At 44.4% G+C, this 15,174-nt stretch carries 11 protein-coding genes and 1 pseudogene; 3 read left to right on the top strand and 9 right to left on the bottom strand.

Annotation, left to right across the window (positions count from 1 at the left end; genetic code table 11):
• Positions 1–61: 61 nt before the first annotated feature.
• From AC3CIA_RS10675 to AC3CIA_RS10660, 4 genes are all read right to left on the bottom strand, one after another.
• Positions 62–3,154, bottom strand: coding sequence for an error-prone DNA polymerase (locus AC3CIA_RS10675; protein WP_488518105.1), 3,093 nt, complete (start codon positions 3,152–3,154; stop codon positions 62–64).
• 141 nt (positions 3,155–3,295) lie between these two features.
• On the bottom strand, positions 3,296–4,780 hold the full coding sequence (locus AC3CIA_RS10670) for a Y-family DNA polymerase (protein ID WP_488518104.1): 1,485 nt from the start codon (positions 4,778–4,780) through the stop codon (positions 3,296–3,298).
• Between the two features lie 3 nt (positions 4,781–4,783).
• Positions 4,784–5,491, bottom strand: a complete 708-nt coding sequence (gene imuA / locus AC3CIA_RS10665) for a translesion DNA synthesis-associated protein ImuA (protein WP_488518103.1) — start codon at positions 5,489–5,491, stop codon at positions 4,784–4,786.
• Between the two features lie 155 nt (positions 5,492–5,646).
• Positions 5,647–6,387, bottom strand: a complete 741-nt coding sequence (locus AC3CIA_RS10660; protein ID WP_004736577.1) for a YciK family oxidoreductase — start codon at positions 6,385–6,387, stop codon at positions 5,647–5,649.
• Between the two features lie 143 nt (positions 6,388–6,530).
• Here AC3CIA_RS10660 and sohB point away from each other — a divergent pair, with 143 nt between their 5' ends.
• A complete protein-coding gene (gene sohB / locus AC3CIA_RS10655; protein WP_009849001.1) occupies positions 6,531–7,592 on the top strand; it encodes a protease SohB in 1,062 nt (353 codons plus the stop codon).
• A 193-nt stretch (positions 7,593–7,785) separates the two neighbouring features.
• Here sohB and AC3CIA_RS10650 read toward each other — a convergent pair whose 3' ends face one another.
• The 3 genes from AC3CIA_RS10650 to AC3CIA_RS10640 all read right to left on the bottom strand — a co-directional run bounded on the left by AC3CIA_RS10650 (position 7,786) and on the right by AC3CIA_RS10640 (position 12,648).
• Positions 7,786–9,348 carry a SpoVR family protein gene (locus AC3CIA_RS10650; protein ID WP_171327814.1) on the bottom strand — a complete coding sequence of 521 codons (1,563 nt, stop codon included), beginning with the start codon at positions 9,346–9,348 and terminating at the stop codon, positions 7,786–7,788.
• Between the two features lie 11 nt (positions 9,349–9,359).
• Positions 9,360–10,631, bottom strand: coding sequence for a YeaH/YhbH family protein (locus tag AC3CIA_RS10645; RefSeq protein ID WP_488518102.1), 1,272 nt, complete (start codon positions 10,629–10,631; stop codon positions 9,360–9,362).
• Between the two features lie 82 nt (positions 10,632–10,713).
• On the bottom strand, positions 10,714–12,648 hold the full coding sequence (locus AC3CIA_RS10640) for a PrkA family serine protein kinase (protein ID WP_004736581.1): 1,935 nt from the start codon (positions 12,646–12,648) through the stop codon (positions 10,714–10,716).
• 354 nt (positions 12,649–13,002) lie between these two features.
• On the opposite strand from AC3CIA_RS10640, the gene AC3CIA_RS10635 reads away from it, so the two are divergent.
• Positions 13,003–13,758, top strand: a complete 756-nt coding sequence (locus AC3CIA_RS10635) for a MipA/OmpV family protein (RefSeq protein WP_488518101.1) — start codon at positions 13,003–13,005, stop codon at positions 13,756–13,758.
• Between the two features lie 194 nt (positions 13,759–13,952).
• Here AC3CIA_RS10635 and AC3CIA_RS10630 read toward each other — a convergent pair whose 3' ends face one another.
• Both AC3CIA_RS10630 and AC3CIA_RS10625 read right to left on the bottom strand, forming a co-directional pair.
• Positions 13,953–14,006, bottom strand: a complete 54-nt coding sequence (locus tag AC3CIA_RS10630) for a hypothetical protein (protein ID WP_488518895.1) — start codon at positions 14,004–14,006, stop codon at positions 13,953–13,955.
• Positions 14,007–14,045: 39 nt separating this feature from the next.
• A complete protein-coding gene (locus AC3CIA_RS10625; RefSeq protein ID WP_004736526.1) occupies positions 14,046–14,615 on the bottom strand; it encodes an outer membrane beta-barrel protein in 570 nt (189 codons plus the stop codon).
• A 393-nt stretch (positions 14,616–15,008) separates the two neighbouring features.
• Here AC3CIA_RS10625 and AC3CIA_RS10620 point away from each other — a divergent pair.
• Positions 15,009–15,146, top strand: a pseudogene (locus tag AC3CIA_RS10620) (MipA/OmpV family protein); the annotation flags it as partial.
• Positions 15,147–15,174 lie beyond the last annotated feature (28 nt).

Genomic DNA, 15,174 nt, shown 5'->3' with positions numbered 1-15,174 from the left:
TTTCGTTTCTCCGTCTATCGTTTCTTAGTCAATGAACGATCGAAAAACAGTTGGTACATCGCTAATGAAAATCCCGAGACTTGGTGTTCAAGCCAACAATCTCCTCGGTAATATCGATGAGCTTACCCGCGATAACATGCACGACCTCCCCTTCTTTTTCTAATATCCCTTGTACCTTTAAAGCCTTGGCTGTGAGATAAGCTTGTTGTTGGGCGCGCGCGGTGGCTCCCCAGACCACAACATTAATATTGCCTGTGTTATCTTCCAATGTGACAAAGGTGACCCCAGCTGCGGTGCCAGGTGATTGCTTACCCGTGACTAACCCGACAACCGTAACCATGGATTTGTGTCTTTGCTGTTTTAAGTCTTTCATGTGTGTGAATCGACCTAATCGTCCCGCTTCTTCTAGCAAAGTGATTGGGTGCTTGTTCAATGAAATTCCGACACTGGTGAAGTCTTCGAGTAGATCTTGCATCTCATTGGGTTGATGCAATGAGAGCTCGCCATTATCATCTTCTGCATAGTTATCGACTTGGTTAAACAAAGGCAGATCAGAGGCTGAGTCCATCATTGCCCAACGCGTCTGGAAGCGGTCTCCCGAGACGTTATGTAGCGCATTGGCCGATGCCAGTAGCTCGATATCTTTCTTATTCATCGACAACTGTTTCACCTGGCTAGGGTGGCGATAACCGGATTGCGGGCGATTGGCGAGCACACTTTGAATTCCATGTTCGCTGAATCCTTTGATTTGTCGCAACCCTAAGCGAATCGCTAAACCATTCTGATGTTCAACGACTATGTGGTTGTCTTGTGACGCGTTTACACATACCGGAAGAACCACCACACTATGTCGTTGTGCGTCTTGTACCAACTGTGAGGGACTATAAAAACCCATAGGCTGGCTATTCAGCAAAGAAGCGTAGAAACATTCTGGGTAGTAATATTTCAACCAAGCTGAGCAATACGCTAATACTGCAAACGAAGCCGAGTGGCTTTCAGGAAAACCGTACTCGCCAAAGCCGCATATCTGTTTAAAGATCTGTTCAGCAAACTCTGTCTCATAGCCTCGCTTTTGCATCCCTTCGATGAGCTTGTTTTTAAACTTAAAGACGTTGCCATTTTTTTTCCAAGCGGCCATCGCGCGTCTGAGCTGATCGGCTTCACCACCGGTGAACCCTGCAGCGACCATCGCGAGCTTAATCACTTGTTCTTGGAATATCGGCACGCCTAAAGTGCGTGACAGTACCGATTCCACATCTTTAGATGGATAGCTGATGGGCTCAATACCATCTCGACGTTTTAGAAACGGATGCACCATATCACCTTGAATAGGCCCTGGGCGTACGATAGCGATTTGAATCACCAAGTCGTAATAAGTCCTCGGTTTAAGCCTTGGCAGCATACTCATTTGAGCGCGTGACTCAATTTGGAATATCCCGACAGTGTCTGCCCGTTGAATCATGCCGTAAACCTGAGGATCGTCTTTGAGGCGAGTGATCTCTGCGATCGTTAGTAAGCGACCATGAATGCGTTTGATTAGGTCGAAACATTTACGAATCGCAGAGAGCATACCCAGTGCAAGCACATCGACTTTAAGCAGTCCCAAGGTTTCTAGATCGTCCTTATCCCATTGAATTATGGTTCGTTCGTGCATCGCGGCATTCTCGACAGGAACCAGTTCATACAAAGGCCCAGAAGAGATCACAAAGCCACCGACGTGCTGAGATAAATGGCGTGGAAAGCCGATGATCTCATTCACCAAGTGGATAAACTGTTGCCCCTTCAACGAATCAGGTTGTAGTCCTAATTGAGTTAATTGTGCCTGCCAACCTAAGCTTTTGTCCCTGCGGTTGGTGTTCTTTATGAAGTAATCAAGTTGGGTTTCCTGTAGTCCTAACGCTTTACCGACATCTCTTACTGCACTTTTGAAGCGATATGAAATGACCGTTGCGGCAAGCGCGGCTCTTTCTCTACCGTATTTTTGGTAGATGTATTGGATGACTTCTTCACGGCGTTCGTGTTCAAAATCGACATCAATATCAGGCGGCTCATCGCGCTCTTTACTGATGAAACGCTCAAACAGCACCGAGATCTGCCTTGGGTCGACTGAGGTGATTTCTAAGCAATAACAGACCACGGAATTGGCCGCTGAACCTCGACCTTGGTAAAGAATGCCTTGGCTTTTGGCAAACATCACGATGTCGTGAATGGTGAGAAAGAAGAAAGGGTAGTCAAGCTCGCCAATTAACCCCAATTCTTTCTCTATGATCTGTTGGATGTCGTTAGGTACACCTTGTGGGAAGCGAGCCCGTTTTCCCTTTTCGACCAACATGCGCAGATAACTCATGGGTGTTTCACCTTGAGGAATCAGTTCACTGGGATATTCGTAGCGCAAACTGTTTAACTCAAATTCGCACAGTTCTGAGATTCGGTTGCTCTCTTCTAGCCATTCCGCTTTGAAAATACGTGAGAGCTTATTGATGCTTCGTAAACAGCGCTCGGCATTGGCCAGTAAGTGACTGCCCACTTCAGTAATGGGCTTTTGGTACTTGATCGCAGTGAGTGAGTGCTGCAAGGGTAAGCGGCTAGCATTGTGCATCAATACACCGCCGCAAGCCGTTATCGGCAGGTGATGATGTTGTGACAGCTCGACACAGTAATCGATGTACTGCTGGTCGGTTTGTTTTAGGTGTCGTTGTAAGCCGATCCACAACCGACCTAGATGATGCTGGGAGAGCCATTGCCCCCAGTGTGCGTCTTCATTTTTCTGTTGAGGGAGCCAAAGAATAAAACAATGCTTAGCCGACATGATATCCCACTCAGAGAGCTGATAATGTCCCTTGCTGCTACGACGTCTCGCGTTGGTAATAATACGGCACAGCTCGGCATAGGCCGTTCTATTCGGACATAACAACACTACTTGGCACTCTTCATTTAACCAAAACATACTCCCGACAATTTGCTTGAGCGACAGTTTATGTTGCTTGATTGCAGAGTGAACCTTAACGACGCCCGCCACTGAGCACTCATCAGTGACAGCGAGTGCTTTGTAACGTAAGAAGTCGGCCTGTAAAACAAGCTCTTCTGCGTGTGAGGCTCCCTCAAGGAAGGAGTAATTACTTTGGCAAAATAGCTCTGAGTATTGCTGAGACATAACGTAATCTCACTTAACCATTGCGAGTGAACATGATTGAAAAGGGATGTTGAAATTGAGTAAGTGGAACGGACGAGCTAACGAAGTTTCTCACTGACTTTCTTACAGACGAGCTTTCTTACTGACTTACTTTCCTACAAGCTAGCTAAATAAGCCGTGCAAAAACCACTGTTTATCTGGCGTTCTAAAGATCCATAGCCACCGACCGTTTTCGCTGTGAGCAATAAAGTAGTCACGAATGATTTTCTCGCCATCCCACCAGCCAGAAACAATGCGCTCAGGACCTTGAGACAGGGTGACGCTTTCGGTTAAGGCTTCGGGCTCTGGCAGCAAAATACTGGGCCTGAGTCGCTGTTGGCTGATGTTGGGAGTTGCTATTTTCTGTTCGAACTCTGTGGGTGTTTGCCTCTTTGCCACAGACTTACTCAGTGTTGGGAGCGAGTACTGATTGGCCTTTTCTGGCCTTGGGTCGTGCTGTATTTTCGGTGTTTGAATACAGGGTTGCCCAAGCTTTGCTTGCAGTAGTGAGAGCAAATCTAACGCGGCAAGTGTTCCTGTATTGCCATCAAAAAGATCACGGTAGGCCATTTGCGGTTCTCCATGACGAATCAAAGAGAGAGTCAGCCCCTGAACCGGTGCCGTGATCTTCAGTGATTCTAAGGTTAGATGAGTCAGGTTCGCCCACTTTGCAGCAAGGTAATCGCCTTGTGCTGAATAGAAAGAGACAGGGTGGTCGTCTTTATCTCTCAGATGCAAAGTCAGCGTTAACTCGAAAGCCACTCGGTCGCGTAGTTTCAAAAAACACTCGAGTTGATTTAATAATTTCAGTAACGGCTTTTCGATAAACAGGATGTTTTCAATATCAAACAATAGCTCGAGATATTGCTGAAAATTCTCCGGTGGATGATAGAAATCAATCGGGTGCTTGAACTGTCCGTTAAGGCGACCAACATAATTCACTAAATCGATATCAAAGCGACGTGCGACATCTTGCAAAGGCAGTTTCAATAGGTCATCCACTAAGTTAATGCCGACGCGGTTCAGGCGCTCCACTTGCTTAGTTGGCAACTCACTAGAACTCAATGCTTGTTGATTGACCCATGCTTTCATTTGCTCAACATTATTAGTGACTTGGTTGATGGATTGCTTGCCCAAAAGGATCGCAGAAAGTGGTGAGTAACCCGTCGCGAAGCTGAACTGGATATTGAGCGTTTCTAAGTGGCTTTTGAGCTCATGCCAGTAGTTATCTAACCCATCGTAAAGTGACAGCATATTAGAAGCTTTAATCAACAAACCATTCGGTGGTAGTAAAGCCATGTCAGAAGTGACCAAATACGCCCATTGAGCGATCTCTTTGAGCTTGCTTTTTTCTAGCTCAATACTGTAAGGGTGGACGTGTAAGTTATGGCAAAGCGCCGCCGCAGACCCTAGCCCCATACCAAGTGAAATTCCCGATTGCAGAGCAGCTTGGTTAGCTTGCAGCACACGGTGATCTTTTTCATCCACGATGATAATAGGTTGCTCGTGTGACTCTTCATTAGAGTGAACTTTCTCGGAGTTAGATAGCTCAGAATTAAACAAAGTATCCAACTGCAGAGATGGAAAGTGCAGATAAAGCCACAACATACGCTAGCCTTGTTTCGCAATAGGAAAAGCCAGCACGGTGTTATTTGATAAAGCACTATGTGAACTGTCTTGAAGGGTGATTTTTTCAGTGAGTAACGGCCAATTTTGGCTCATGTCTAGAATAAAGAAGCCATATGACCAACTGCCTTTCCTTTTTGTGACCTCAACCTTTAACCCTTGGGCGTGAGAAGACAGCTTCATACTTAGAGAAACGGGTAGGGATAACTGATTATGGCTGCTGGCCTTAAAGTGAAATTGCAGACACTTACCGGTTTCGCTTGCTGCTTGCAGGCGCTTGGTTTGGTGTATTTCTAGATCGGCTCCCCATAGCAATACCGAGTGACAGGCGCCGCTTTTAAGGCACTGCTCTGCTGCCCACAATGCATCGAGATCGCGCTGAGGTTGGATAACGAGGATGTTCTCTAGTTCAATACCTTGGCTGCTAAAAAACTCAGCACAGATCTTCCCCGGTGGGTTAATGAAGATGGCCAATTTTTGTAAGTTTTGTTGAGCTAAATAGGGTGTAAGCAGGCGAAGTTCGCCGATCCCTTGTTGCGATTCAACCTCAATAACACCATGCGTCGGAAAGCCACCATCAAGCTGTTTATCCAATTGAGAATAGCCTGTTGAAGTAGTGCTTCCTTGCGCTGTTGATTGTAACCCTGTCCAGATTAGCTGGCGGTCTTGTAAGTTTTTTATTAGTTCATGCATAATTAAATACCTGTATATTTATACAGTATATTTGACAATGAAAAAGATGCAAAGAAAAATGACGAAAATCAGATGAACTAAATATTAGATGATTGATTTAGATGCAAAAAAAGCCGCTATGGAAGCGGCTTCTTACTGTTGGTTAATGATATCAGTTACTTAGGTTGAGCATCGATACATTGGCCATTAATGTCTGTCACACTTGGGTTCATTAAGTGTAGGTACAGCGGGATGATGTCGAGTGGCGTTTTCAGCTTGTTCGCATCTTCACCTGGGTACGCTTTTGCACGCATGCGTGTTTGAGTGCCGCCAGGATTGATCGCGTTTACACGGATGTTGGTGTCTTCAAGTTCGTCCGCTAGGATTTGCATCATGCCTTCGGTAGCAAACTTAGAAATCGCGTAAGTGCCCCAGAACGCACGGCCAGAGTGACCAACCGTTGAAGAGGTAAAGACAATACGACCCGCTTCAGCTTTCTTAATGACAGGCAGTAATGCTTGAGTCATTAGAAATTCAGCTTTAACGTTGATTTGCATAACGCCATCAAACGTTTCTTCATCGATTTGATCAAATGGACTTAACGTGCCAAGCACACCTGCGTTATGCAGTAGGCCGTCTAAACGACCGAACTGTGATTCAATGGTTTCAGCCATATCAATGTAGTTCTGCTTTGTTGCTCCTTTGAGGTCTAGCGGGATGATCGCAGCCTGAGGGTAACCAGCACTTTCGATTTCATCGTAAATGAATTCAAGGTTTTTAACATTGCGGCCTAACAGAATGACAGTTGCACCATGTTGAGCGAAGCTTAGTGCGGCTTGGCGACCAATGCCAGCACCGGCACCTGTAACCAAAATTACTTTATCTTTGAGGGCATCTGTAGAGATTGGGTAATCCACTGTGCTTATCCTTCTTTCTTTTATTATGTTCGTCATTCCATTGATGTTTAATCACACAGATAACCGCAGGAATGATGAGAAATTCTTGGTAATCGTGACAAGATGGTTACAATACACTAATTCATACAATAGGGGATATGACATTGGAATTTTTGTTGGACTACGGCTTGTTTTTAGCCAAGATTGCGACCGTTGTAATCGCCATCATTGCAATTTTAGTGATTGCTAAATCGGTGGGTGGAAAATCAAGCGCGATTAAAGGTGAGCTGGAAATCACGAACCTATCTGAACACCACAAACAAACGATTGAACAACTAGAGCACCATTTGCATGATGATGCTTTCATCAAAGCTCGTGATAAAGCAGAAAAGAAAGCGGAAAAAGAAAAAGTAAAATCACGTGGCAAAGAAGTGAAGAAAGCAGCGAAAGAGGGTGAGCTTGATAGCAAGCGTGAACCACACCTATTCGTTCTCGACTTTAATGGCAGCATTGATGCGAAAGAAGTGGCTTCATTACGTGAAGAGGTAACAGCGGTTCTAGCTGTGGCTCGTGAAGGCGATGAAGTATTGCTTAAACTTGAGTCTGGCGGTGGCATGGTTCACGGCTATGGTTTGGCGTCTTCTCAACTCGACCGTATCAAAGCAGCAGGCCTGCCTCTGACTATCTCGGTAGACAAAGTAGCCGCGAGTGGTGGTTACATGATGGCATGTATTGCGGACAAAATTGTATCTGCACCTTTTGCTATTGTTGGCTCTATTGGTGTTATTGCTCAACTGCCAAACTTCAATAAATTGCTTAAAAAGCATGACATTGAGTTCGAACAGCTAACGGCGGGTGAGTACAAACGCACGCTTACTATGTTTGGTGAGAACAGCGATAAAGCACGCGAGAAGTTTAAAGAAGAGCTCGAAGAGACACATGGCCTATTCAAAGACTTCATCCGCGACCACCGCCCGGCGTTAGATCTTGAAAAAGTAGCAACCGGTGAACACTGGTTTGGTACACAAGCACATGAGCTTGGGCTGGTGGATGAGATCAGCACTTCTGATGATTTAGTCGTAGCGGCATGTAAGGACAAAACGGTTCTAGCGATTCACTACGTACAGAAGAAAAAGCTGTCAGACAAACTAGCGGGCGTGGCAGGTAAATCTGCAGACAGCGTGCTGATGAAGCTGATTGAACGCGGCCAAAAGCCGATTGTTTAAGCTTATTTAGTTTTAGCTCTAGTATCTAGGTTTAGTGCCTTGCGTCTATTGAAGACGTTTAAGCCTTAAAAAGAAAGCGCATAAGTCATCAGACTTATGCGCTTTTTTATTGCTCCACTTCCGAGCGGGTTTAACCACTATGTTGTAGGGGGAGCGGAGTCTTATACCAACCACTTACTTCCTGTGGCTGGTATTAAATCTTTGCTCCATAATCATTGCGCTTTGGACAAGTGGTCAGAATTTCTCTATGACCAGTATCTTTGACCTCCTCCAAAATTACATCAAAGCCCCATAAACGATAGAGATGTTTCATCACTTCGTCATAGCCTTTATCAAGCGGGATACGGCCGTGAGGCACATACTGCAGTGTCATCGAGCGATCACCACGAACATCGACGTTAAACACCTGAATATTCGGTTCAAGGTTACTTAGATTGTATTGAGCCGCAAGCTTTTCACGAATCAAGCGATAGCCTGGGTCATCGTGAATAGCACTTATCTCAATGGTGTTTTTACGGTCGTCGTCGAGCACAGAGAACAGTTTAAAGTCTCGAATGATCTTTGGTGAAAGATATTGGCTGATAAAGCTTTCATCTTTGAAATTGTGCATGGCAAAGTGCACCGCTTCTAGCCAATCACTTCCGGCTAACTCAGGGAACCACTCTTTGTCTTCATCGGTTGGTTCTTCACAGATACGTCGGATGTCTCTAAACATCGCAAAGCCAAGCGCATAAGGGTTTATCCCGCTGAAATAAGGGCTGTTGTAGGCGGGCTGTGCGACCACGCTGGTGTGGCTGTGTAGGAATTCTAATATGAACTTGTCACTCACCAAGCCTTCGTCGTAAAGGTGGTTAAGAATGGTGTAGTGCCAGAAGGTTGCCCAGCCTTCGTTCATTACTTGAGTTTGCTTTTGAGGGTAGAAGTATTGGCTCACCTTGCGAACAATGCGAACACACTCACGCTGCCAAGGTTCAAGTAGTGGTGCGTTCTTCTCGATAAAGTAGAGAATGTTTTCTTGAGGTTCACTAGGAAAGCGAATTTTGGTCTCTTTTTCCTTGTCTTGATTTTTAGGCACAGTTCTCCACAGCTCATTGACTTGAGATTGCAGATACGCTTCACGTTCTTCTTGCCTTGCTGTCTCTTCAGCTATGGAAATCTTCTCAGGGCGTTTGTATCTGTCTACGCCGTAATTCATGAGGGCATGACAAGAGTCGAGAAGTTGTTCGACTTCGGCAACACCGTATTTTTCCTCACAATCGGTAATGTATTTTTTAGCGAATAATAGGTAGTCGATGATGGAACTGGCATCGGTCCAGGTTTGGAATAGGTAGTTGCCCTTAAAGAAAGAGTTATGGCCGTAACAAGCATGAGCCATTACGAGCGCCTGCATCGTGACCGTGTTCTCTTCCATCAGATATGCGATACAAGGATCTGAATTGATCACGATTTCGTACGCTAATCCCATCTGACCATGCTTGTAGTTTTGCTCGGTTTGAATGAATTTTTTGCCAAATGACCAGTGATTGTAATTGATCGGCATACCGATGCTCGAGTATGCATCCATCATCTGCTCAGAAGTAATCACTTCAATTTGGTTCTGGTAAGTATCTAAACGGTAATGCTGAGCCACACGCTTAATTTCTACGTGATATTGTTCCAAGAGGTTGAATGTCCAATCTGGACCATCAGGCAGCATCTTGTCGTTTCTCTTCTGTGTCGCTTTGTCTTTTTCTGCAACGTTTGATTTCGCTGACATGGCAAGCCCCCTTACGCTGTCTCTTTCTGGAACAATTCTCTAAACACAGGAAAAATATCATCCACCGTTTTAATATTTTTCATGGCGAAGTTGTCAAAGCTACTCTCGAGTTTTTCGTATTCGTGCCAAAGCGTTTGATGAGAGCGGCGTGTTATTTCGATGTAAGAGTAATATTGGCAAGTTGGCAGAAGTGTATTGACTAATAGCTCTTTACAACGAGGAGAGTCATCAGCCCAGTTATCTCCATCAGAAGCTTGTGCTGCATAGATGTTCCACTCATTTGCAGGATAGCGGTCTGCGACAATTTCCTTCATCAGTTTCAGTGCACTGGAAACGATGGTGCCACCGGTTTCTTGTGAATAGAAAAACTCGTGTTCGTCGACTTCTTTAGCCTGAGTATGGTGACGAATAAACACAACATCGACGTTTTCGTAGGTGCGGTTTAGGAACAGATACAGAAGGACATAAAAGCGCTTCGCAATGTCTTTCGTGGCTTGATCCATTGAGCCAGATACATCCATTAGGCAGAACATAACGGCTTGGCTAGATGGAATAGGGCGCTTCTCGTAGTTTTTAAAACGCAGGTCGAAGGTGTCAATGAATGGCACGCTTTCAATTCTTTTACGTAACTCGGCAATCTCTTCTTTTAAACGACTTTCTTCAAAGGGTTGTGCTGGTTCCGTCATTTTAACTTGGTCAAGCTGCTCCATCAGTAGGTTAAGCTCGCGCTTTTTACCTGCTGTCATCGCGGTTCTACGAGCCAGAGATTGCTGCAGTGAACGAACGATAGCAATGTTGGAAGGAATTCCCGCGCTTTGATAACCAGAGCGATGTGTCTTCCATTCGGTGATTTTGTTGACCTGATTCTTCTCTAGATTAGGAAGAGCTAAATCTTCAAAGAGAATATCAAGATATTCATCTTTTGAAATTTGGAATGTAAATTCATCTTGGCCTTCGCCATCAGGGCTTGCGTCACCCTGGCCTGCGCCACCACCTTGACCGCCACCTTTAGGACGTTCAATTTTATCGCCCGTGATGAACTGGTCATTACCTGGGTGAACGCGTTCTCTTACGCCGCCTTGACCTTGGTGAAAGCTTGGCTCTTTGATGTCTTTATGGGGAATAGTGACGTCTTCACCGGTTTCAGTATTGGTGATTGAGCGTCGGTTGACTGCATCGGCCACAGATTCTTTGATTTGCTCTTTATGGCGTCGTAAGAAACGCTGTCTATTCACAGCACTCTTATTTTTGCCATTGAGCCTCCGATCGATAAATTGTGCCATAAGAACTCCCTCTCAGCTGATGTCGCGATCCTACTTTTTATTATGTACGAGCTGCTCACTTGAACAGCTCAGTACAGTTTGGTTATGAGGATTTACGAACTCTTAGGTACCACTCGGATAGCAGTCTAACTTGTTTCTCGGTGTAGCCTTTTTCCATCATACGAGCAACGAAGTCGTCGTGTTTTTTCTGATCATCCGTTGAGGTCTTAGCATTGAACGAAATAACAGGAAGTAGCTCTTCTGTGTTGGAGAACATTTTCTTCTCAATCACAGTACGCAGTTTCTCGTAGCTGGTCCAAACTGGGTTTTGACCGTTATTGTTGGCCTTGGCACGAAGCACAAAGTTCACAATCTCATTTCGGAAGTCTTTAGGATTACTGATACCGGCTGTTTTCTCGATCTTCTCTAGTTCACCATTCAGAGAAGCACGGTCAAATAGTTGGCCTGTTTCTGGATCGCGGTACTCTTGGTCTTGAATCCAGAAGTCAGCGTAGGTGACATAGCGGTCGAAGATATTCTGTCCGTACTCAGAGTAAGACTCTAGGTAAGCGGTCTGAATTTCTTTACCAATGAACTCTACGTAACGTGGTACTAAGTATCCTTTCAAGAACTCAAGGTACTTCTCAGCGGTTTCTTGAGGGAACTGCTCACGTTCGATTTGCTGTTCAATTACGTAGAACAAGTGAACCGGGTTTGCCGCCACTTCGGCTTGGTCGAAGTTGAACACTCGAGACAGAATCTTAAAGGCGAAACGCGTTGATAGCCCAGACATTCCTTCGTCAACGCCAGCATAATCTCGGTACTCTTGGTAACTCTTCGCTTTTGGATCGGTGTCTTTTAGAGTTTCACCATCGTAAACACGCATTTTTGAGAACAGAGAAGAGTTTTCAGGCTCTTTCAGTCTCGATAGGATGCTGAATTGCGATAGCAGATCGAGTGTGCTTGGTGAACAAGGGGCTTTCGACAGCTCACTGTGCTCAAGCAGTTTTTGGTAGATCTTAACTTCTTCAGAGACGCGCAGACAGTAAGGGACTTTTACAATGTACACACGGTCGAGGAAGGCTTCGTTGTTTTTGTTGTTACGGAAGGTCTGCCACTCGGATTCGTTTGAGTGAGCTAGAATCATACCGTCAAATGGCAGTGCAGAAAGTCCTTCAGTACCGTTGAAGTTACCTTCTTGCGTTGCCGTTAGAAGTGGGTGCAAGACTTTGATTGGCGCCTTGAACATCTCCACGAATTCCATCACACCTTGGTTGGCTTTACACAGCGCACCAGAGTAGCTGTAGGCATCGGGATCATCTTGAGAGAAGTGCTCAAGTTTACGAATATCGACTTTACCAACCAGAGAAGAAATATCTTGGTTGTTTTCATCACCAGGCTCTGTCTTCGCGATCGCAACTTGGTCGAGAATCGAAGGGCGTAGTTTGATGACTTTGAATCTAGAGATATCACCACCGAAATCATGGAGGCGTTTCGCTGCCCAAGGAGACATGATAGAGCGTATGTAACGTTTCTCTATTCCGTACTCTTGTTTCAAAAGGTCGCCATCTTCGTTTACGTCGAATAGACAGAAGGGGTGATCATTCACAGGGCTTCGTTCACCATCTGCAGACAGCACATAGATTGGTAGCTTTTGCATCAGTGCTTTGAGTTTTTCAGCAAGGGAAGATTTACCACCGCCCACAGGGCCAAGCAGGTAAAGGATTTGCTTCCGTTCTTCTAAGCCTTGTGCAGCGTGTTTTAGGTAAGAAACAATCTGTTCAATCGCATCTTCCATGCCGTAGAAATCTTTAAATTCGCTGTAGCGTGAGATGACACGGTTCGAGAAAATACGACTTAGATGGGGGTCTTGAGCGGTGTCTATAACCTCCGGTTCGCCGATGGCCAGTAGTAAGCGCTCAGCAGCGTTAGCGTAAGCACTTTTATCGTCTTTACACAGCCCTAAGAACTCTTGCAATGTGAGCTCTTCTTCCTTGGCTGCTTCATAACGTGATTGATAGTGGTCAAAAATACTCATAGTCACATTCCCCTTGTTAACCAGTCAAAACTGATGAGCGATTGAAAAATAGGCTCTCCCTACATTTTAAGGTTAGACCCGCTTGCACAATTTTGCTTAACAATTATGTATTTATTTACAATTTTGCGTGTGAAAAACCTATCGAGCGCAATAGGCAACTTGAGGCGTGTAGAATCCAATTATTTTACATTCGAGGGGATCTAGCCGTTTGTTTTGTGATTTTAGGTCGCTTAATAATACTCACACTGGATTTATGTGTATTAGATGTATAACTGAGCTCTATTGATTTACTGGAATGAAGTACCATATAATGCGCAGCGTTATCAAAAATTGCTCAATAAATAGGTAGATGTAGTGAAGAATTATGGGTTAAAAATAGTGGCTATCAGTGTTGCGTTACTGGCTTCGACAGCAACACATGCAAAAATATCACAGTGGTCACTGGGCGTTGCCGCTTCTTATTCTCCTGCTGTCTATAAAGATACACCGTCAAACCGCGCTGTGATTCCTATGATTGGCTATGAAGGTGAGCACTTTTTCATGCGTGGATTCAGTGCAGGTTATCGCTTACTTCCTGCGGGCTCACCACAGAATATTGTGTTTCGAGCGGTTTATGATTCTAGAACATTAAAGCCGGGTGATTCTGATAACGTTGATATTCAAAAGTTAGATGAACGTAAAGCATCAGTATTAGGTGGCATTAGCTACCAAGTGATCACCTTGGTCGGGATGTTTGAAGCGACATCAGGCTCTGACTTAGGGTTTAGGCATAATGGTATCTATGCGGAAGCTGCATGGCGTTTACCGATTCGTCGCAATGGGTGGGCGATTACACCCTCTATTGGTTATGCTTATAACAGTGAGCGCTTGAATAACCACTTATACGGGGTGAGTTCAGCAGAAGCGTCGAGAACTAATTTGAATGAGTTCGATGCAGACTGGGATGGTCAGTACTTTATTAGTTTAGGTGGTTACTTGCATGTGACGCCAAATATCCGGGTCACTGGTGGCGTTCGTTATACCAACCTTGAAGGTGATATTGAGAACAGCCCAATACTTGAAAGTGGCATCAACATGGCCGCAAACGTCGGTGTTGCTTACGTCTTCTAGTTGCTTTGGTTTCCCTCTCTAAATGCGGACATTAAAAAAGGGTTACTCATGATGAGTAACCCTTTTTATTTATGCGAAGTACCGACCGATTATTACAGTAATCGAATCGAATCAAGGAAAGACATGGCTAGATTTAGCTCCCACCAGTGACTTTTCTACAAATCAATTTACTACCAAACTTTTCACCCAGTGGTTTAAAAACTTGAGGCAGCGGTTAACGCTAAGATACCAAGAATAGCAATAACGATGATCAGCTCAATTAGTGTAAAACCTTTCTACTTCATACCTTAGAAAGTGAAACCGGCCTGTAGACCTAGAGTGCCGTCACTGCCTAGATTTAGACCACCTGAGCTGAAGTCGTACCAATCAAAACCAACACGTGCCATAAACTTCGAGTTACCAAACATTGGTTGCACTGACTTAAATTCAGCACCGATGCCGTAAGTTGCCCCCCATTCACTATTTGAATGCTTGTTATTCACTGAGCCATCTTTATCAGTGATCGTTGATTTAGAATTAAAGTTTGAGTAAGCAAGACCAACTTTACCGTAGATAGCAAAAGATTCATCGAAACTATATTTATACATTGGCGCTAGAGACATTTTGAAGTGTTGGTAATCGCCCTTGTGCTTAGTTAGGTCGCCGTTTACGTCTGAAGTAACATCGCTGATATCTGAATCGATGTAATTCATGGTTGATTCTAAATAAAAGTTTGTATCAAGAACTTGTGAACCAACAGTGAATTGTGCGCCTGTGTCGTCTTCGTTAATGCCAACGCCGCCAAGTACGTACATTTCGTTAGCTGCGAAAGCTGAAGTAGACATGATAGCTAGTGATGCAAGGATGAATTTTCTCATTTTGTTTATCGCTCTGGTTAATAAATTTCGGGGAGCATTCTAGCTATCTTATTTAAAATAAAAAACACCGTTCAAAATCGATCGATGGTTTTTAATTTGTATTAAATTTTTCGAAGTGGAATTAATAAAGATGAATGACTTAATTGGTTATAAATACTAGGTTTGTGTTCGTTGGTTAAAGGGCGATATCAGAGAAATTAATTGGAAATGGTTCCACATTTAATATCTTATCTTTATGATTCATTTGCGTTTTCTGTATCTGAAGTACACTTTTTATCCACATCGCTTCATAAGTCCCGTTTTCTGTTTGTGAATATTCATTATCTGCAGACTTACACAACATCGTTACTTGCGCTTTGATATAAAAAAGCCCACTTCTGAAAGTGGACTATCTACATACATGTGACGTCAAATGTTCGAATAACCGACGGTGTTCGTTATACCAACCTTGAAGGTGATATTGAGAACAGCCCAATACTTGAAAGTGGCATTAACATGGCTGCAAACGTCGGTGTTGCTTACGTCTTCTAGTTGCTTTGGTTTCTCTCTCTAAATGCGG

Source organism: Vibrio sp. QJM3NY_27 (assembly GCF_057785955.1).
The sequence above is the reverse complement of the archived record's forward strand: the minus strand, read 5'-3'. Positions and strand labels throughout refer to the sequence as shown.

Coding starts and splice junctions, on each gene's coding strand:
- AC3CIA_RS10675 (WP_488518105.1), bottom strand. CDS start 3,154: ATGTCTCAGCAATACTCAGAGCTATTTTGCCAAAGTAATTACTCCTTC.
- AC3CIA_RS10670 (WP_488518104.1), bottom strand. CDS start 4,780: ATGTTGTGGCTTTATCTGCACTTTCCATCTCTGCAGTTGGATACTTTG.
- imuA (WP_488518103.1), bottom strand. CDS start 5,491: ATGCATGAACTAATAAAAAACTTACAAGACCGCCAGCTAATCTGGACA.
- AC3CIA_RS10650 (WP_171327814.1), bottom strand. CDS start 9,348: ATGTCAGCGAAATCAAACGTTGCAGAAAAAGACAAAGCGACACAGAAG.
- AC3CIA_RS10645 (WP_488518102.1), bottom strand. CDS start 10,631: ATGGCACAATTTATCGATCGGAGGCTCAATGGCAAAAATAAGAGTGCT.
- AC3CIA_RS10640 (WP_004736581.1), bottom strand. CDS start 12,648: ATGAGTATTTTTGACCACTATCAATCACGTTATGAAGCAGCCAAGGAA.
- AC3CIA_RS10625 (WP_004736526.1), bottom strand. CDS start 14,615: ATGAGAAAATTCATCCTTGCATCACTAGCTATCATGTCTACTTCAGCT.